Here is an 18,777-nt window from a genome sequence, read left to right on the forward strand (position 1 = left end):
GAGGCTCACGTGGCCGATATCACCGTTACAAATATTCAGCCGGACCGCGCCGCCGTCGCATCGCAGTGGCAGTTGATCTGGTGGGCTTTCCGCCGGCATCGGCTCGCCATGGTGGCGCTCGTCGTCACCGTGCTGATGTATATCGTTGCCCTGGTTCCCGGCTTCTTCGCCATCAACGATCCCAACCTGCAAAATGCGCGGGCCACTTTTCACCCGCCGCAGAAAGTGCATCTGATCGATACCGAGAACGGGTTCTCGTTCGGCCTGCATTACTATCCGATGAAGCTGACCCGCGATCCGGAAACGCTCGCCGCCATCTTCAAGGAAGACACGACGAAGCGGATCGATGTCCAGTTCTTCGGGCGTGGCTATGATTATTCCGTATTTGGCCTGTTCAACACCAACATCCATCTGATCGCCTCGCCCGACAAGACGACGCCGCTGCTTCTCTTCGGTGCTGACCGGCTTGGGCGCGACGTCTTCAGCCGGACGGTGCAGGGTTCGCAGGTGTCGCTGTCGATCGGCCTCGTCGGCGTCTTCCTGTCGTTGATGCTCGGCATCGTGATCGGCGGCATCTCCGGATATTACGGTGGCCGCATCGATTTCTTCATGCAGCGTGTGATCGATTTCGTGCTGTCGCTGCCGACGATACCGATCTGGCTCGCCATGGCTGCGGCCCTGCCGCAGGATTGGCCGGCGACGCTGCAATATATGATGATCACGATCATCCTGTCGCTGACCGGCTGGGCCCAGCTTGCCCGCGTCGTTCGTGGTCGTTTCCTGTCGTTGCGCACCGAGGAATTCGTCGCTGCCGCCAGACTGGATGGCGTTCGTGAAGGCCGCATCATCTTTCGCCACATGCTGCCGAGCTTTGCCAGCCACATTATCGCGTCGATCACCCTCGCAGTGCCGGCGATGATTCTGGCCGAAACCTCTCTTTCCTTCCTGGGGCTCGGGCTGCAGCCGCCGACCATTTCCTGGGGCGTGCTGCTGCGCGAGGCCCAGAACATTCGTTCGATCGCCACGGCGCCCTGGCTGTTCCTGCCGGGCTGCGCCGTCGTGGTCGCCGTCATGGCGCTCAATCTCCTCGGCGACGGTCTGCGCGACGCGGCCGACCCCTACAACAAATGAGGCCGGCATGATCGACATCGTTCCCATTGCCGGCAGGCCGCTGCTCGAAGTGAAGAACCTCACCGTCGAGTTCCCGCTGCGCACCGGCGTCTTTCGCGCCGTCAACGACCTGTCCTTTACAATAGAGCCGGGCAAGACGCTCTGCGTGGTCGGTGAGAGCGGATCCGGAAAGTCGGTGACGGCGCGCTCGATCCTGCAGATCGTCGATGCGCCCGGTCTCATCGCCGGCGGCTCGATCACACTGAACCATCCGAAGGGCGGCTCGATCAATCTAACCAGCCTCAATCCGCGCGGGCGCCAAATCCGCGCAATCCGCGGCCGCGATATCGCCATGATCTTCCAGGAGCCGATGTCGTCGCTGTCGCCCATCCATACTGTCGGCAACCAGATTATCGAGGCGCTTCGCCTTCACACCAGGATGAGCAAGGCCGAAGCGCGAGCGGAAGCCATATCGCTGCTCAAACAGGTTGAAATTCCTGCGCCTGAGAAAGCGCTGGATCGATATGCCTTCCAATATTCCGGCGGCATGCGCCAGCGCGCGATGATAGCCATGGCGCTCGCTTGCAAGCCGCAGCTGCTGATCGCCGACGAGCCGACCACGGCCCTCGACGTGACGACGCAGGCCGAAATTCTCGACCTGATCGCCCGGCTGCAGAAGGCCAACGGAATGGCCGTTCTCTTCATCACGCATGATATGGGCGTCGTGGCGCAGATCGCCGACGATGTGCTTGTGATGCACAATGGCGTTGCCAAGGAATATGCACCGGTCGAGCAGATCTTTCACGCCCCGAAAGACGACTATACCCGCATGTTGATCGGCTCCGTGCTGAAGCTTGAGCAGAAGGCCGAGATTCGCCTGGCGCGGGCGCCGCTCGATCGGACGGCGGCGCCGATCCTGCAATTGCGTAATCTTTCGATGGATTTCGGCGAGGTAAAAGCACTCGACGACGTCTCCATTTCGCTGCTGCCGGGCGAAACCCTTGGCATTGTCGGGGAGAGCGGATCCGGTAAGACGACCATGGGTCGCTCGATTATGCGGCTGCTCGATCCAACCGCCGGGGAAATCCTCTATCGCCGGGCTGATGGCGGCATCATCGACCTTGCAACGGCAAAAGGCGAGATGCTTGCCGCCGCGCGCCGCGAGTTGCGCATGGTGTTCCAGGATCCCTTCGGATCCCTCAATCCACGTATGACCGTCTCCCAGATCATCGGCGAACCGCTGCTGGTCAACGGCATCGCCAAGGGACGGGCGCTGGACGAGCGGGTCTGCCACCTGATGGAGCAGGTCGGCCTTGATCCGAGGGCGCGCGAGCGGTATCCGCACGCCTTCTCCGGCGGCCAGCGCCAGCGCATCGGCATTGCCCGCGCTATTACGCTCAACCCCCGCGTCATCGTCGCCGACGAGGCGACCTCGGCGCTCGACGTCTCCGTGCGCTCGCAGGTGCTCGATCTGCTGATGCGTCTGCAGGATCAGCTCGGGCTTGCCTATATCTTCATTAGTCATGACATCGGCGTCATCCGCTACATGTGCGACCGCGTCGGCGTCATGTACAAGGGCCAGCTCGTCGAAGTCGGCGAAGCGGAGAAGGTTTGCCGCACGCCCGAGCACGCCTACACGCAAGCGCTCATATCAGCCATTCCGCGCCCCGATCCACGGGACCGCGATCATTCGCGGCGCTTCCGCTATGTCGCTCCAGACAGTCTGAGGAACGGGAGCTCGCAGCGATGAAGATCACCGGCATCAGAGCTTTTCTCATGCATGTCGGTCAGCCGAGCGGCGGCAATGTCTCCGTGCCGGTGCCGGAGACCTCGGGTTCCGACAATCCAGAAACCTATAACGAGCAGGTCTACGTGCAGACACGCGTGGCGCGCCACTGCTATTTCAATCGCTAGAAGGACAGACTGATGAAGATCGACCGGATGCGGGTGTTCATGACCCGCGACAAGGACCGTCCCCGCGTAATCGTCGCACTCGACACGGACGACGGGTTGACGGGCTGGGGCGAATGCTACAACCACGGTCCTGATAAGGCGCTGCCGCCGCTGCTCGACTATCTCTATGGCTTTCTCTCCGGCCAGGATCCGACACGCGTCGATTATCTCGTCAACCTGCTGATCCAGCAAAGCCGTTTCCCGCCGGGCGCACTCGGCCTTGCCGCGATTTCCGCGCTCGACCATTGCCTGTGGGATCTGGCGGCCAAGGCCGCGAATGTTCCCGTATACAAACTGCTGGGTGGCGAGGTGCGCGACCGCATCAAGGTCTATGCCGGGGTCTATACCGCCCCCGACGCGCCCGCTGCTCGCGACGAGTTCGATCGCCTGAAAGAGGAATGGGGGTTCACGGCCTTCAAACTCAGCCCCTGGCGTATCGACATGCATGCCCATCGTTGGGGGAATGTCGTGAAAGCCTCGGCCGATTATTTCCGCTCACTTCGCGAGACGGTCAATGACGAATACGAGATCGCCTTCGATGCTCATGCAAAGATTTTCGAACCGATCGCCGCAAGGCAGCTCGGCAATGCACTGGCGCCCTATGATCCGCTGTTCTACGAAGAGCCGCTGCGTCCGGAGAATATCGATGCCTGGGGCGATCTGAAACAGGGGCTCAACTGCGTGCTGGCCACCGGCGAGTCGCTTTATAACAGGAACGAATTCCTGCGGCTGCTGCAGGTCAAGGGCGCCGACCTGATCCAGCCCGACATCTGCGTGGTCGGCGGCATCAGCGAAATGCGCCGCATCGCCACGCTTGCCGAAGCCTATTTCGTCGGTGTCGCTCCGCACAACCCGATGGGACCGCTGGCGACGGCGGTCAATGTGCATTTTTCGGCCGCGGCCCAGAACTTCCGCATCCTCGAATACCGGCTGCCAAAGGGCCAAGCCTATGTCTACGGCGGCCTCGATATCGAGAAGCGGCAGGGGGAAACCCGCTATGTGGTCGATCCCTATCTGCCGAAGAACGGCTATCTCGAGCTGCGCCCCGACCGGCCCGGCTGGGGCGTCGAGATGGACGAGAAGGCAATGGAGGAGGAAGGCTATATCCACTGGCAGCGGCGTGTGCCGAAGCGGCCGGATGGCTCTTACGCCTTCGCTTAGAGACGCCGCTCGAAAGAACCGGGACAGGCTGCTGCCGCATGGCAGCAGCCTTTTCCTTGGTTATCAGGCGAGACCGACCTTAGGCCTGATGATGGCATTCTCCAACATCTCGCATGTTAGAGGACCCAGTCATCGCGATTTTGGACTTCGGCAGCTCTGTCCTCGCGGCAAATCGTTTCCAGCGCCAACGAGGCGCGGCTGGAGTGTCTTTGTTTGTGCCGCAGGATTGCGAACTGGCGGGACGGCAAGGGAAAACGCGCCTTTACCAACAGACCTTGCATCAAGAGCGGCGCGGCCACTGCTCCGGAAACAACCGTTGCGCAGAGGCCTTCTCTTGCTGCCGATATGACGGCTTCGTTCGATGGCAGCTCAAGCGCGACAGTCAGATCTCCGGAGCCAATGCCAAGATTGGAAATCGCCGCCTCGAAAGCCGACCGGGTTCCGGACCCCTTTTCCCGCATGACCCATTTTGTGCCCGAAACCAGCTCGGCCGGGTCGATTGGTTTGCCACGCGCCCAGGGATGGCGCGGACCGACAACGACAAGGAGTTCGTCCTTGGCAAGCGGCTGAACATTCAGTGCCGGCTCATCAACACTGCCTTCGACGAAACCGACTTCCGCCAATCCATCGAGAACCGCTTTTGCCGCCGTGGTCGTATTGCCGATCACCAGCTTCAGGTCGATGCCCGGATAGCGGGTCTTGAAACGCATCAGCATCGCTGGCAGCCAATAACTTGCGATCGTCTGACTGGCAAAAACAACGAGCTCACCCTTTTGCAGGCCGCCGAGATCGGACAAGACGAGCGCTGCGGCTCTTGCGCGCGCGAGTGTGGCTCTTGCCTCCCCCAAAAACACCCGCCCTTCATATGTCAGCTCTATGCGCCGTCCGACACGGTGAAAAAGCTGGACTCCATAGGAGGCCTCGAGATTGCGGATGGCCGAACTGACGGCTGATGGCGTGAGGCCGATCGCCGAGGCGCCGTTGGTCAGGTGCTCGCGTTCCGCAACCGCGACGAAAATGGAGAGCTGTTCGAAGGTCATGACGCAATCGTTCGATTTTAACGAATGAACTATCTTAGACTATTCAATGGAAGGCGACAATCGAGTATTCGACAGTGAAGCATTCCGCAAGGTCTTGCCCATGCTCGTTTCCGTCTCACGTTTCCCGTCGCTTCCTGCTGTCCTGCCGGGACTTTTCTTTTGCGCGGCACTCGCGATCATTGCGCAGTTAGTCGAGCGGTTGCAGCTGATGATGTTCGGCTCGCACTGGATCGAGAGCCTCGTGCTGGCCATTCTAATCGGCATTGCCGTGCGCTCCTCGATCCGTCTTCCGCAGACTTTCACTCCAGGTATTAACTTCGCCGCCAAGACGCTGCTCGAGATTGCCGTCGTGTTGCTGGGCGCCTCGCTCAGCACGGCTGCCATCCGGCAGGCCGGATTGCCGCTTGTCGGCGGAATTGCCATCCTGGTTGCTCTGTCCCTGGCCAGCAGCTTTCTGCTCGGGCGGCTATTGGGGCTGTCGACCGGCCTAGCGACCTTGGTTGCCTGCGGCAACTCGATCTGCGGCAATTCAGCGATTGCCGCTGCAGCCCCTGTCATCGGCGCGAAACCGGAGGATATCGCTGCCTCGATAGCCTTTACCGCGCTGCTCGGCGTTGGTGCGGTGCTGGCGCTGCCGCTTCTGCATCTGGTCCTGGGGCTCAGCACCGTACAATATGGCGTTTTCGCAGGGCTGACAGCCTATGCCGTGCCGCAGGTGTTGGCAGCCACAGCCTCTGCCGGAGCCGTCAGCACCCAGGTAGGCACGCTCGTCAAGCTGATCCGCGTGATGATGCTCGGACCCGTCATTCTTGTGCTCGGCGCAGTTCATCGCCGCCGTCCCGGTGGCTCCGCAGTCAATCTCCGCCATCTTCTGCCATGGTTCATCCTCGGTTTTGCAGCCATGGCGGCGCTTCGCTCCTTTGACGCAATCCCGGCGCCGCTGCTGGCCGGGATGTCGGCTGTCTCCGCTGCCTTCACCGTCACCGCCATGGCCGCGCTAGGTCTCTCCGTCGATGTGAGATCCATCACCCGTGCCGGCGGCCGGGTCCTTGCAGCGGCGGCGCTGTCACTGCTGGCTCTGGCGGCTCTTGGGCTTTGCTTGATGGGGCTGCTTGACATCGGCTGATCGAGGCGATCTGCCCAATATACCGGCAAAGATTCCGGTTGCCTTCCAAACGATCGGCCGTTAGCCTGTATATACAGGTCGGTTGGAAACAAAGATCGTCATGCGGGTCATCTCTTCACAGCAAGCTGCGGATCTCCTCGAAGACGGGATGACGGTCGCTGCTTCGGGTTTTGGAGGATTCTGCCACCCCGAGGCCATCACGGCTGCGGTGGAGGAGCGTTTCGTCGCCTCTGGAAAACCCCGCAATCTCACGCTCTTGTTTGCTGCCAGCACGGGCGATCGTCAGACGCGCGGCATGGGGCATTTTGGCTATGAAGGGCTCGTCGCCTGCGTGATCGCCGGGGGCTGGCGAGGAACGCCGCGCCTTGGCAGGCTGGCGATCGAGGAAAAGATCGAAGCGCATTGCTGGCCGCAAGGCGTTATCGCCCAGCTCTATCGAGCGATTGCCGCCGGTCAGCCTGGGGTGATCACCCATATCGGGCTCGGTTCTTTCATGGATCCGCGGCATGGCGGCGGCCGCATGAACGCGACGACGCCGCGCGCGCTTGTCGAGCGTGTGTCGTTGCGCGGCAAGGAATGGCTGCTTTATCCCTCGATGCCGCTCGACTGCGTGCTTTTGCGCGGTACGACGGCCGACGAAGACGGCAACATCACCCTCGAGGACGAAGCCTTTCCCCTCGACGTGCTTGCCATGGCACAAGCAGGCCGAAATTCCGGCGGTATCGTCATCGTGCAGGTCAAGCGGATTGCGGAGCGTGGCTCGCTGCAGCCGGGCGATGTTCGCATCCCGGCGGCGCTGGTCGATTATGTTGTCATCTGCGAAAATCCGGCCCAGCACGGCGTCAATTTCGCCGAGAAGGACAATATCGCCTATACCGGGCGCGTCCGGATGGCGGCGAGCCGTCTGCAGCCGGCGCCGCTGTCGGCCGATAAGATTATTCAGCGCCGCGCCTTCCTAGAGCTGGCGCCGCTCCATCGCCCGACGATCAACCTCGGCATTGGCATTGCCGCCGGGATCGGCCGTATCGCCAGCGAAGAGGGATTTGACGATTATACGGTGACGATCGAATCCGGCGTCATCGGTGGCGTGCCGGCCGAGGAACTATCCTTCGGCGCTGCCGTCAATCCGACCGCGATCGTCCCACAGGCTTCGCAGTTCGACTTTTACGACGGCGGCGGCCTCGATATCGCCTTTCTCGGCATGGCCGAGGTGGATAGGTACGGTGCGGTCAATGTCAGCCGCTTCAACAAATCCATCGTTGGGGTCGGTGGCTTCACCAACATCTCGCAGACGGCGAGGCGTGTTGTCTATCTCGGCGCGTTTTCGGCTGGCGGCGCGGAAATTGCGGTTGCCGACGGCAGGCTCGACATCATCCGGGACGGCAGAGTTTGCAAGATCGTCGACCAGGTCGACCAGATCAGTTCGAGCCCGGCCTTTGCGCCGGAAGGGCAGACACAGCTCGTCGTCACCGAGCGGGCGGTCTTTCGCGTGATCGACGGATGCCTGACGCTGACGGAGTTTGCCCCCGGCATCGATCTGGCCGCCCACGTTCTCGACCGCCTGCCGAAGGGCGTCGCGGTGTCGGACCAGCTGAAACAGATGGATGCGCGCCTGTTTTCCACCCACGCAATGAAGGACTCTGCCCCATGAAAATCGATGGAGCCGTCATCATCGTCACGGGCTCGGCAACAGGCGTCGGGGCCGCAAGCGTGAAGCAGTTCGCCGAGGGCGGTGCCCGGGTGGTGGTCAATTACAGCCGCAGCAAGAAAGAGGCCTATGAAACGGCCGATATCTGCCGCAGCCTGGGCGCGCAGGTCGAGATCGTCCAGGCCGATGTTGCCGACGATGCGGCCTGCCGCCGGATGGTTGCGACGGCCGTTAAACGGTGGGGGCGGCTCGACGCCCTGGTGAACAATGCCGCAACGACGGTCAAATCGGATCCTTTCGATCTCGAGACATTGTCGGCAGAGGATTTTCAGAGTGTTTTCGGCGTCAATGTCATCGGCGCCTACCAGATGTGCCGGGCGGCGGTGCCTGCGATGCGTGACAGCGGCGGCGGTGCGATCGTCAATGTCTCATCCAACGTTGCCTTTACCGGCGGCGGCAGTTCGCTTGCCTATACGGCCTCCAAGGGCGCGCTCAATGCGCTGACCCTGGCGCTAGCGCGCACCTGCGGTCCCGATATCCGGGTGAACGCGGTTTGCCCCGGCATCATCGATACGCGCTGGATGCGCGATACGCTCGGGCCGGATGCCTATGGCGCCATTGCCAAGCGATTTTCGGAAACGGCGCCACTCGGCCGGGTCGCAACACCGGAAGACGTTGCCGGCGCCATTGTCTGGCTTGTTCAGGGGGCAGACTTCGTCACTGGCGAATTGCTTTCCGTCGACGGCGGCATCCGCCTGTCCGGTGGCATTCGCAAACCCGTCGCATCCAGCGGAGCCGCATCGTGACGCTGTCGGCCCAATCCATTCTCGATTTCCCGGTGCCGCAAGCGACGCATGTGGTCACCGCAAGGGATGCCATCCTCTACGCCCTGTCGGTCGGCTACGGAACCAACCCGCTCGACGAAAACGCGTTGAACTACGTCTACGAACGCGATCTGGTCACTGCGCCGACGCTTGCCAATATCGTGGCGCATCCGGGCCCGTGGATGCAGCAGACGGGTGTCGACTGGGCGCGTCTCATGCATTCTGAACATCGCCTGGCGATCCACCAGCCGGTCCCTCTCGATGTGCCGCTGATCTCCCGGTCGCGCGTCTTGTCAGTGGTCGATCGCGGCGTTGAGAAAGGCATGTTCGTCAGCTTCGAGCGCATGATCGCAACCGTGGACGGTGACGAGCCGATCGCGACGATCGTGCAGACGAACGCCTGCCGCGGCGACGGTGGCTGCGGTTCGGCGGGATCGGCGCCTGAACCTCTGTCCAAAGTCCCGGACAGAGAGCCGGACGTCGAATTCAATGTCGACATCCCCGGTAACGCCGCGCTGCTTTATCGCCTGAACGGCGATCGCAATCCGCTGCATGTCGATCCACGGGCAGCGGGCAGCAGCGGCTTCGATCGGCCGATCCTGCATGGGCTATGCAGCTTCGGTTATGCGGGCTACGCCATCATCGCCGCGATCGATCCAGGGATGGCTACCGGTTTGAGCGCGATCGCGGCGCGGTTCAGCGCACCGATCTTTCCCGGAGAAACGATCACCCTGCAGATGTGGCGCAACGACGCTGAAATTCGCTTCCGGGGGATCGTTGCTTCCCGGGGCGTGACCATCCTCGACAATGGCATTGCGAGGCTGTCATGACAAAAGCGGTCAAGCCGGCTGCCAGCGAGGCGCGCCAATATATCAGGATCAAGGAGCAGATCCTGGCCGAGATCGCCGAGGGCAAGCTGCAGCCGGGAGACCGGGTATCCTCCGAAAGCGAACTGGTGGCGGCATTCGGCGTCAGCCGCATGACGGCGAACCGGGCGCTGCGGGAGTTGATGTTCGAGGGTGTCCTCAAGCGATCCGCCGGCATCGGAACCTTCGTGTCGCCAAAGCACCTTGACGTCGATCTGCTTCAAATTCGGAACATAGCCGACGAAATACTGGAGCGGGGTCACACGCATAAGGCGGCGGTTGTCCAGGCCGGTTTGATGAAGGCGGATGCCAATGTTGCCGACGCGCTCGAACTGACCCTCGGCGCTGAGGTGATGCATTCGCTGATCGTGCACCTGGAAAACGACCAGCCCATTCAGGTCGAGGAGCGCTACGTCAATCCGCTGGTCGCGCCAGACTATCTGTCGATCGATTTCAGCAGCATGACGCCGAACGAATATCTGACGAAGGTGGCGCCGATAACGGCGTTCGAACATATCGTCCAGGCCGTCAAGCCGGACACGACGATCCGCAAATATCTTGGCCTGAAGAATGATCACCCTTGCCTGCGCGTCTTTCGAAGGACCTGGTCGGGCGAGGCCGTCGTGACCTGCGCGCTGTTATACTATCCCGGCGCGCAATATCGGCTGGAAGCGCGGTCCACCAAGGGTCCTTCGAAGCCCGTCGCCATTCTCGGAGAGAAGCAGTGAGCGCCACCCATTCTCCATCGATCACCTTCAGCGCGTCGCCGCCGACGATCGAGGACATCGCGGCAATTGCCCGTCGTCACGCCAGGATCGAAATCTCCGCCGAGGTCGAGGCCCGGATTATGGCGGCGCGCGCCGTCGTCGATCGCTATACGGAAAGGGATCTGCCGGTTTACGGCCTGACGACGGGACTGGGAGCGGGGGTTGATACACGACTTGCAACGGAAGATCTGGTGGCGTTTCAGATGCGCGTGCCGCAAGCTCGCGCGGTCGGCGTCGGAAAGCCGCTTGCCCAGGAAACCGTGCGGGCGATGATGGCCGTCAGGGCTGTCGGCATGGCGGCGGGCGGTTCCGGCATTTCGCTGAACGTGTTCCGTGGTCTGATCGCCGCCATCAATGCAGGTGTCCATCCTGTCGTCCCGTCATTGGGCTCGATCGGTGCGGCGGATTTGGCTCCGCTTGCCCATATGAGCCGGGCGCTTCTCGGCTTCGGCGAGATCGAGCTTGGCGGCGAAGTGCTGCCGGCCGGCATCGCCCTGGAAAGGGCCGGCGTGAAACCGCTCGAATTGGCGCCGAAGGACGGGCATGCGCTTGTCGTGGCCAACAGCCTGTCCATCGGCCTCGCCTGCCTGGCGCTTGAGGATATCGAGCGGCTTTTCGATTGGTCTCTGAAGGCGATTGCCGTTAATTTCGAAGCGTTCAGGGCCAATGTCAGCGTCTTCGACGACCGCGCTCTGGCTGCGAGACCGGCCTTCGGGCAGCGCCGCGTCGCCGCTCAGTTGATGGACTTGCTTTCGGGAAGCTCCTTGCTCGCCGCCGATGCCGCAAGACGTCTCCAGGATCCATTGAGCTACCGCTGCACGCCGCAGGTCTGGGGTGCGTTGAGGCATGCGATCGATGAGGCAAGGCAGGCGACGGAGATAGATCTCGTCAGCTCCAGCGACAATCCTGTCGTCATCGCCTCAGAGGGCGTCATTCTTGCACACGGCAATTTCGACATGACCGCTTTTGTCCTCGCCTGGGAACGGCTGGGGCAGGCGATGGCGCATTGTGCGGCAGGCACCGCCTATCGGATCATGAAGATCATGTCGCCTGGCATGTCCGACCTTCCACGCTTCCTGACCCCAATGGGCCAGAGCCGGACCGGTTTTGCGACAGTGCAAAAGACCGTCTCGGCCATGGAAGCCGAAATCCGTCATCTCGCCATGCCGGTTTCGCTTTCGCCCTTTCCCGTTGCCGATGGCGTCGAAGATCAGGCGTCGATGGCGCCGAGCGTTTTGGCAAAGACGCAGGCGATCGTCGAGCGCCTGCGTTATCTCGTAGCCATCGAACTGATTGCCTCGGCACAGGCCCTCGAGCTGCGCGGCGTCTCAGGCGAATTGGGCAAGGGATCGGCTGAGGCCTATGCATTCGTCCGCAGCCATGTCCCGGCGCTTGAAGAGGACCGCGCGCAGGGGCCGGATTTTGCGACGATCGCCGCATTGATCGGGCTTGGCCCGCAATAAGCCCGGTTCGCCACTGCCCCACCAAGAAGGGCAGGGCGCCGACCGGTCATGCCGACGGTTATTCTGGGGAATGCCGCCGGTTCCTTCATTGAAAAGTCAACAAGAGGGAATGATTATGAAAAATTGGACAAAGGGCATATTTGCAGCCGGTATCATGGCAGCCGTCATGTTCCAGTCTGCATCCGCAGAGACCATCAAGGTCGGCAGCAAGAATTTTACCGAGCAGTTCATTCTCGCTGAAATGTATTCAGCCGTTCTGGAAAACGCCGGCTTCACGGTCGAGCGCAAGATCAATCTCGGCGGCACGCTGATTGCGCACCAGGCATTGGTGGCCGGCGAGATCGATCTCTATCCGGAATATACCGGGACGGCGCTCGCGTCTGTCGTCAAGGGCGAGATGTCGACCGATGCCGACAAGGTCTACACCCAGGTCAAGGACTTCTACGCCAAGCAATTCAACCTCACATGGCTGAAGCCGAGCGGCATCAACAACGGCTATGTCATCGTCGTCCGGCAGGAAACGGCGCAGGCCAACAATCTGAAGAGCTTGTCGGATCTCGCCAAGGTCTCCAAGACACTGGTCTTCGGCGGCGGTGCTGAATTTCCGGATCGCGCCGACGGCCTGCCCGGCCTGAAGCGCGTCTACGATGCCGAGTTCAAGGAGTTCAAGCAGTTCGCCAAGCTCGGTCTTCGTTACGATGCGCTGGAACAAAAGGACATCGACGTTGCCAACGGTGCAGCGACCGACTGGCAGATCGGCTCGAAGAACCTCGTGCCACTGGCAGACGACAAAGGTCTGTTTCCGCCTTACTACGTGGCGCCCGTTGTCCGCCAGGACGTGCTGAAGGCCAACCCGAAGGTTGCCGAACTGCTGGAAGCGGTCGGCTCCCATCTCGACAATGAGAAAATGCGGGTCCTCAATGCCAAGGTCGAGACCGATCACGAGGAGGCCAAGGACGTGGCGGTCGACTTCTTGAAGGAAAACGGCCTGCTGCCGAAATGATTGTCATGCCTCCGTGGCCGGATATCAATCCGGCCGCGGTCTGGCTCTGCGATTCTTTCAAGGGTTTGTTCGAAAGTCCGTCCGGTCGGCAGCCGGGCAGGAATGTGGAGAAGCGGGAAATGCAGGAAATCTGGATCGATTATCTCAACGCCCTCGATGCCAAGGCGCTGGCGCTGACGAATGACGAGATTCTCGATGCGGTGTCGAAGGCGCTGGATGCGCAGGGCAGGGGTGAAACCGTCATCGAGCCGCGGGTTCATCTTGTGCCGGAGAGCTCCGACAAAGGCCATTTCAATGTGCTTCGCGGCTATGTCAAAGCGCTGAATTATGCCGGCGTCAAAGTCGTCGGCGACTTCGTCGACAACTACAAGGTGGACCTGCCTTCGGAGCTTGCGGTCCTCAACCTGTTCGACCCGAACACCGGCGTGCCGAAGGCCATCATCGACGCGACTGCCATCACCGACATGCGCACCGGCGCCGTCACCGCTCTTGGCGCAAAATATCTTGCTCGGAGGGACAGCAAGGTGCTCGGCCATATCGGTGCGCGCGGAACCTCTTACTGGAATGTCCGACTTCTCGACCATCTCTTCGACTTCGAGGAAATCCGCGTGCATTCGCGCCGCCCGGAAAGCCGCAATGCCTTCGCCAAGCGTCTTGAGGCCGATCTCGGCAAGAAGATCGTCGTTACCGACAATTGGGAGGATTGCCTCAAGGACGCCGACATCATGGTCGAGGCCAGCCGCCTGCCGGAACCGGCGCCGCTGTTCAAGACCGAATGGGTCAAGAAGGGAGCCTTCGTTGTGCCCTATGGCACGATGAGCGCACTCGAATTCGATCTCACCGACATCATGGACAAGGTCGTCGTCGACGATTGGGGACAATGCGGCCCCGGCAAGCCTTTCGGGGCGCTTCGCCGTCACGTCGACGAGGGCAAGGTGACGGCCGAGAACCTGCATGCCGAAATCGGCCAGATCATTTGCGGCAGGAAGCCCGGCCGCGAGAGCGATGAGGAGACGATCCTGTTCTGGCACCGCGGCCTCAGCACCACCGATGTGGCGCTCGGCGCCGCCATGGTCGACAAGGCAAGAGAGATGAACATCGGCCAACGGCTGCGGTTCGCATAATTGCCATGGTGATGTCCAAGCCGATCGCCAGTTCGAGAATGTATAATCTCAGTCCGCGCATTCGCGGCCTGTGGGATGCGCTGTTTGCGCAGGTCAGTCTGCAGTCCGGCATCGAACTCGAGATCATCGCTCACGCAGCACCGGCACCGTTGTCGAAGCTGTGGGCGAGGCCGGACATGGGAGCGGTCTTCATGTGCGGCTATCCGTTTTCGCACATGTCCGAGGCTGCGCGACCGACGGTGCTTGCCGCACCCGTCTCGAGCGAGGCATGGTCTTTGGACCAGCCGCTCTATGCCAGCCACATTCTCGTCGCCTCCACCGGGCCGGTAAACGCTGTGGAGGATCTCGCAGCGGCACGCTGGGGCTGGACTGTGCGCGATTCCCAATCGGGCTACCACGCGGCGCGTTCTTTCCTTGCCGACCGGTTTGCCGGGAAAATGAAGCAGAGCATGACGGTCGGACCGCTGCTCAACCCGTCGGGCATCGTCGCCGCCCTCAAGGACGGCAGGATCGATGCGGGTGCGATCGACGCTTACGCCTTCCAATTGTTGCGGATGCACGAACCCGATGCGATCGATGGTCTGCGTATTCTGGCGACGACCGATCCGCTTCCGGCGCCGCTGCTGGTTGCCGCGCAGACATTGCCGTCGGACATCGCCGCAGCGTTGCAGCAAAGCCTCGTGACATTGCATGAAACGGCTGAGGGAGCGGCGGTTCTGGTGCAGCTCGGCCTCAGGCGGTTCTCAACGGTCGTTCCCTCGGCCTACGATATTCTGCCGCAGAGAGCCGACGACGCCGATCGCAGATTGGGGATCTCATGGTAGACAGGCGGAAGAGCGCCCCGATGCGGAGGCCTCGACGATGAAATGGGTCCCTAAACATCTCGACCGGCTATTCGAAGCGCTGTTGGAGCACCTCTATCTCGTTTTTTCCTCGGTCGGCATTGCCCTGGTGATCTCGCTGATCGTCGGGATATGGGCGGCAAGGCGGCCGCGGAGCTTTGCCGTGATCGTCATCTTCACTGGTATCCTGTTTGCGGTGCCGAGCCTGGCGCTGTTTGCGCTTCTCATTCCCATCATGGGCATCGGTGCGGCACCCGCCATAACCGGTCTTGCCGCCTATTCGCTGATGATCCTGATCCGCAATATCGGCATGGGATTTCAGGCTATTCCGCGTGACATATTGGAGGCCGCCGATGGCATGGGCTACGGCACGGCACGGCGGATCTGGGAAGTCGAACTACCGCTGGCAGTGCCCTATATCGTCGGCGGGCTCCGCATCGCCATGGTGACGGTGATTGGCATTGCGACTGTTGCCGCCTATATCAATGCCGGCGGGCTCGGCGTCATCATTTTCGAAGGCATCGACCAGCGCTTTCCTGAAAAGATCATCGCAGGCGGGCTGCTGACGTCGTTTCTGGCGCTCTTTGCCGACTACTGTTTTGCCTCCCTCGAAAAGCTGCTGCGCCGGCGCAGTGGAGGGAAGGTAGCATGATCGTTATCGATGCATTCAGCTGGATCTTCAACAATTCCGGCACTTTCTTCAATGCGTTCAATCGCCATCTGCTGATGTGTGCCCTGTCGCTCGGCATCGCCTTCGTCATTGCGGTGCCGCTCGGATTTGTCGTCGCGCGGGCGCCGCGCGCCGCTTTTGCGGTGGTCAATATTGCTGGCGCCTTGCGCTCCATCCCAAGCCTTGCGATCCTGTCGGCGACGATGCCCTTTCTCGGCATCGGATTGCTGCCGTCGGTGATCGCCCTCATCGTCCTGGCCGTGCCGCCGCTATTGTTGAATACGATCATCGGCATCCGCGAGATCGACGCCTCGGTGATCGATGCGGCGGATGGAATGGGTATGAGCGCCGGACAGATGCTGTGGGAGATCGAACTTCCCCTGGCCGTTCCCGCGATTCTGTCGGGCGTCAGGACGAGCGCCATCCAGGTCATCGGTGGGGCGGCGCTGGCCTCCTTCATCGGCGGCGGCGGGCTTGGCGATTTCATCAACGCCGGCATTGCGATCATGAACATGCCGCGCCTTCTCGTCGGAGCGGTGCCGATAGCCCTGCTCGCAATCTTTGCGGAATTGGCCTTCGGCGCCCTGGAGCGCCTCTTCACTCAACGGCGCTGAGCGGCCGAAAGCGGATATCAGGATGATTCATCTCGATCATGTTACCAAGAAATACGACGGAAGCGGCCCGCATGCGGTCGACAATCTCGATCTGCTGATCGAGACCGGCACGACGGTTGCCCTGATTGGTCCTTCTGGCTGCGGCAAGACCACGACCATGCGGATGATCAATCAGTTGGAGACGCCGACGGCGGGACGCGTGCTGGTCGACGGAAGAGATATAGCCCGGGTCGATCAGAAGGAGCTCCGCCGCAGCATCGGCTATGTCATCCAGCAGGTCGGTCTGTTTCCGCATATGTCGATCGCACGCAATGTCGCGACCGTCCCGCGGCTTCTCGGTTGGGACAAGGCGCGCAGCGATCGCCGCGTCGACGAGCTCCTGGATCTCGTCGGCCTTGATCCGGCCGTCATGCGGCAGCGCCTGCCGCACGAATTGTCGGGCGGGCAGCGTCAGCGCGTCGGTTTCGCGCGTGCGCTCGCAGCAGACCCCGCAATCATGCTGATGGACGAACCGTTCGGCGCGATCGATCCGATCACCCGTGTTAGGCTTCAGGACGAATTCCGCGATATTTTGAGGAAGGTGAAGAAGACCGTCGTGATCGTCACGCATGATCTCGACGAGGCCATCAAGATGGGCGATCGCATTGCGATCATGCGGGATGGCCGCCTTCTGCAATATGATAGCCCGCAGGAAATTCTTGCGCATCCCGTCAACGACTTCGTCGAGAACTTCCTCGGCCCTGACCGAGCCATAAAGAGGCTGAGCTTGATTGCCGTATCGACGATCATGACCGCGCCGGAACCGTCCAACGGCGATGCCGAGATCGCCGCTGACGCCACGGTTCACGATGCCTTGGCGCTCATCCTCTCCGGCGAGATGCCGGGCCTCCATGTCAGGTCGGCCGATGGGACGCTTGCGGGATATCTGTCGCGAGCCACCTTGTTGCGCGCCAATCGGCTGTAGAACAATTCCGGCTACGTCCGCAGCGGTTTTGCTCGACGTGAACAAGTCCACCTGCCCTTGCCGAAGGCTTAATACGCCAATGCTACCCACGCGTGCTGAAAGGATTTGCCGATCGTCCGTTTCAGACTGTCGATGGGTTTAACACAATGGATTGTGTAAGGCCGGCTGGATTGGCGTCAATTCCGCTCGTTCATTCTCTGCGATGTCTGAAGCTTTCCCAGCGCACTGCTGTCACATGAGGGGACCTGCACCATTGCGTGGTCATGGCGTTCTCCAGTATCCCGCATGATAAAGGACATATCATGCGCGGAATTCTCGACGAGGTCTCTGTCCTTTGGGTTCAAGCAACTATTCGCCGATAAACGTGACCGTCTCGGCCAGTGGGGCGCGGCCCGTACGGGCGTAACTTACCGCAGGGTCTTCGTAGCCGATCGACATGCCGCAGAAGAGGATCAGCCTATCGGGCGGCGACACTACCTCGGCGACCGTCTCGCGAACCTGCGACCATGCCATCTGCGCGCAACTGTGCAGTCCTTCGGCGCGAAGCAGCAACATGATGGTCTGCAGATACATGCCGACGTCGGCCCATTGAGGTAGGCCAAGATCGCGGTCGATGTAGCAAAACAGAGCGGCTGGCGCGCCGAAGCAGTTCCAGTTGGCGATTGCTGCCCGCTGGCGTGCCTCCCAGTCCTCGCGCGCAATGCCGAGCGCGCTGTAGCGTTCCTTGCCGAAGACGGAGCGGCGCTCGCCGTAGGGGGCTTCAGCACGGAGGGGCACATCTCATACTGCCCTTGTCCCAGGCGTCGCCATGCGCCACGCGCTCGACGGCTGATGTCTTGAGTTCGGCCAGCGGCTCACCGGTCATCACGTAGGTATTCCACGGCTGGATGTTCGATCCTGACGGGGACCAAGCCGCGGCGGCCAGCACCCGCTCAAGTATTTCCATCGCCACAGGCTGGTCTTTAAATCCGCGCACCGACCGTCGGCTTGTGACTGCCTCATATACGTCCATGATCGCCTCCATGCGCCGTTCGTTCCGTTCCCGATGTGGTTCATTATCTCCATTCGCAATGGAGGCGTAATCACACCGTGGTCTAGGAGGCGTACATCAAACGTACATCAGCGATCAATGCGGTCGAAGGGCATGTCAGCAGAGTTGGAGACCAATCATGAGCGGCAAGATCAGCGTTCCGCCATTGGCGTCAGGTGCCGACGGCTCGGGCACGTTCTGCCGCCGTACGGCGATGCGATCCGAAGATGTCCGCGAGCGTATCGAGCATTGCCCTGACCCCGTCAGATTGAAGTGAATAGTAGATCGTCTGCGCAGCCCTTCGTGTTTGCACGAGTTCCTGGTCTCGGAGAATTGCCAGATGCTGAGACGTCGAAGATTGGCTCAATCCCACTTCGTCAGCCAGGACGGTTACGGACATTTCTCCTTCGCTCAACAGATGCAGAATGTGAAGCCGTTTGGAATTCCCGATGGCCGACAGGAAGATTGCTTCGGTGTCGAAGGCATTGGTTTTAGGGGAAGGCGCGACTGACGATTGATTGTTCAAGGCGAGATCTCCTTTGGGGAACCGAAGCGGTACGGTGTCATATCCC

At 61.2% G+C, this 18,777-nt stretch carries 17 protein-coding genes and 2 pseudogenes; 16 read left to right on the forward strand and 3 right to left on the reverse strand.

Annotation, left to right across the window (positions count from 1 at the left end):
- The first annotated feature begins 9 nt into the window (after window positions 1-9).
- From CO660_RS22585 to CO660_RS22600, 4 genes and pseudogenes are all read left to right on the forward strand, one after another.
- Window positions 10-1,131: an ABC transporter permease gene (locus tag CO660_RS22585; protein ID WP_097600584.1), complete on the forward strand. Its 1,122-nt coding sequence runs from the start codon at window positions 10-12 to the stop codon at window positions 1,129-1,131.
- Window positions 1,132-1,138: 7 nt separating this feature from the next.
- On the forward strand, window positions 1,139-2,860 hold the full coding sequence (locus CO660_RS22590; RefSeq protein ID WP_097600585.1) for an ABC transporter ATP-binding protein: 1,722 nt from the start codon (window positions 1,139-1,141) through the stop codon (window positions 2,858-2,860).
- A gap of 41 nt (window positions 2,861-2,901) precedes the next feature.
- Window positions 2,902-3,024 (forward strand): annotated as a pseudogene (locus tag CO660_RS22595) (mandelate racemase/muconate lactonizing enzyme family protein); the annotation flags it as partial.
- A 12-nt stretch (window positions 3,025-3,036) separates the two neighbouring features.
- Window positions 3,037-4,224, forward strand: coding sequence for a galactarate dehydratase (locus CO660_RS22600; protein WP_097600586.1), 1,188 nt, complete (start codon window positions 3,037-3,039; stop codon window positions 4,222-4,224).
- Between the two features lie 116 nt (window positions 4,225-4,340).
- Here the strand turns inward: CO660_RS22600 and CO660_RS22605 are convergent, their stop codons facing one another.
- Window positions 4,341-5,264, reverse strand: coding sequence for a LysR substrate-binding domain-containing protein (locus CO660_RS22605; protein ID WP_097600587.1), 924 nt, complete (start codon window positions 5,262-5,264; stop codon window positions 4,341-4,343).
- 100 nt (window positions 5,265-5,364) lie between these two features.
- Here CO660_RS22605 and CO660_RS22610 point away from each other — a divergent pair, with 100 nt between their 5' ends.
- The 12 genes from CO660_RS22610 to CO660_RS22665 all read left to right on the forward strand — a co-directional run bounded on the left by CO660_RS22610 (window position 5,365) and on the right by CO660_RS22665 (window position 17,175).
- On the forward strand, window positions 5,365-6,390 hold the full coding sequence (locus CO660_RS22610) for a putative sulfate exporter family transporter (protein ID WP_097600627.1): 1,026 nt from the start codon (window positions 5,365-5,367) through the stop codon (window positions 6,388-6,390).
- Between the two features lie 100 nt (window positions 6,391-6,490).
- Window positions 6,491-8,041 (forward strand): CoA-transferase, encoded by a 1,551-nt coding sequence (locus CO660_RS22615; RefSeq protein ID WP_097600588.1) that lies wholly within the window; start codon window positions 6,491-6,493, stop codon window positions 8,039-8,041.
- On the forward strand, window positions 8,038-8,844 hold the full coding sequence (locus tag CO660_RS22620; RefSeq protein ID WP_097600589.1) for an SDR family oxidoreductase: 807 nt from the start codon (window positions 8,038-8,040) through the stop codon (window positions 8,842-8,844). Before CO660_RS22615 ends, CO660_RS22620 begins: the two co-directional genes overlap by 4 nt.
- Complete coding sequence (locus CO660_RS22625) at window positions 8,841-9,692, forward strand: MaoC family dehydratase (RefSeq protein WP_097600590.1); 852 nt, start codon at window positions 8,841-8,843, stop codon at window positions 9,690-9,692. The genes CO660_RS22620 and CO660_RS22625 overlap by 4 nt, the downstream gene beginning before the upstream one ends.
- The gene (gene hutC / locus CO660_RS22630) at window positions 9,689-10,456 is read left to right on the forward strand and encodes a histidine utilization repressor (RefSeq protein ID WP_097600591.1); all 768 of its coding nucleotides are present in this window, start codon (window positions 9,689-9,691) and stop codon (window positions 10,454-10,456) included. Before CO660_RS22625 ends, hutC begins: the two co-directional genes overlap by 4 nt.
- Window positions 10,453-11,958 carry a histidine ammonia-lyase gene (gene hutH, locus CO660_RS22635; protein WP_097600592.1) on the forward strand — a complete coding sequence of 502 codons (1,506 nt, stop codon included), beginning with the start codon at window positions 10,453-10,455 and terminating at the stop codon, window positions 11,956-11,958. The genes hutC and hutH overlap by 4 nt, the downstream gene beginning before the upstream one ends.
- A gap of 70 nt (window positions 11,959-12,028) precedes the next feature.
- A complete protein-coding gene (locus CO660_RS22640; RefSeq protein WP_176536350.1) occupies window positions 12,029-12,961 on the forward strand; it encodes a glycine betaine ABC transporter substrate-binding protein in 933 nt (310 codons plus the stop codon).
- 119 nt (window positions 12,962-13,080) lie between these two features.
- Window positions 13,081-14,085 carry an ornithine cyclodeaminase family protein gene (locus CO660_RS22645; RefSeq protein ID WP_097600629.1) on the forward strand — a complete coding sequence of 335 codons (1,005 nt, stop codon included), beginning with the start codon at window positions 13,081-13,083 and terminating at the stop codon, window positions 14,083-14,085.
- 5 nt (window positions 14,086-14,090) lie between these two features.
- Window positions 14,091-14,909 carry a PhnD/SsuA/transferrin family substrate-binding protein gene (locus CO660_RS22650; RefSeq protein WP_097600593.1) on the forward strand — a complete coding sequence of 273 codons (819 nt, stop codon included), beginning with the start codon at window positions 14,091-14,093 and terminating at the stop codon, window positions 14,907-14,909.
- 37 nt (window positions 14,910-14,946) lie between these two features.
- Window positions 14,947-15,579 carry an ABC transporter permease gene (locus tag CO660_RS22655; protein WP_085781643.1) on the forward strand — a complete coding sequence of 211 codons (633 nt, stop codon included), beginning with the start codon at window positions 14,947-14,949 and terminating at the stop codon, window positions 15,577-15,579.
- A complete protein-coding gene (locus CO660_RS22660) occupies window positions 15,576-16,211 on the forward strand; it encodes an ABC transporter permease (protein WP_047619135.1) in 636 nt (211 codons plus the stop codon). Before CO660_RS22655 ends, CO660_RS22660 begins: the two co-directional genes overlap by 4 nt.
- Window positions 16,212-16,233: 22 nt before the next feature.
- Window positions 16,234-17,175 (forward strand): ABC transporter ATP-binding protein, encoded by a 942-nt coding sequence (locus CO660_RS22665; RefSeq protein ID WP_097600594.1) that lies wholly within the window; start codon window positions 16,234-16,236, stop codon window positions 17,173-17,175.
- A gap of 348 nt (window positions 17,176-17,523) precedes the next feature.
- On the opposite strand, the pseudogene CO660_RS34505 reads toward CO660_RS22665, so the two are convergent.
- Together CO660_RS34505 and CO660_RS22675 are read right to left on the reverse strand one after the other, a co-directional pair.
- Window positions 17,524-18,187, reverse strand: a pseudogene (locus tag CO660_RS34505) (nitroreductase).
- Window positions 18,188-18,377: 190 nt separating this feature from the next.
- Window positions 18,378-18,731, reverse strand: coding sequence for a metalloregulator ArsR/SmtB family transcription factor (locus CO660_RS22675; RefSeq protein ID WP_097600595.1), 354 nt, complete (start codon window positions 18,729-18,731; stop codon window positions 18,378-18,380).
- Window positions 18,732-18,777: the final 46 nt, after the last annotated feature.

The sequence above is a fragment of the Rhizobium sp. L9 genome (assembly GCF_002531885.1).
Classification (GTDB): domain Bacteria; phylum Pseudomonadota; class Alphaproteobacteria; order Rhizobiales; family Rhizobiaceae; genus Rhizobium.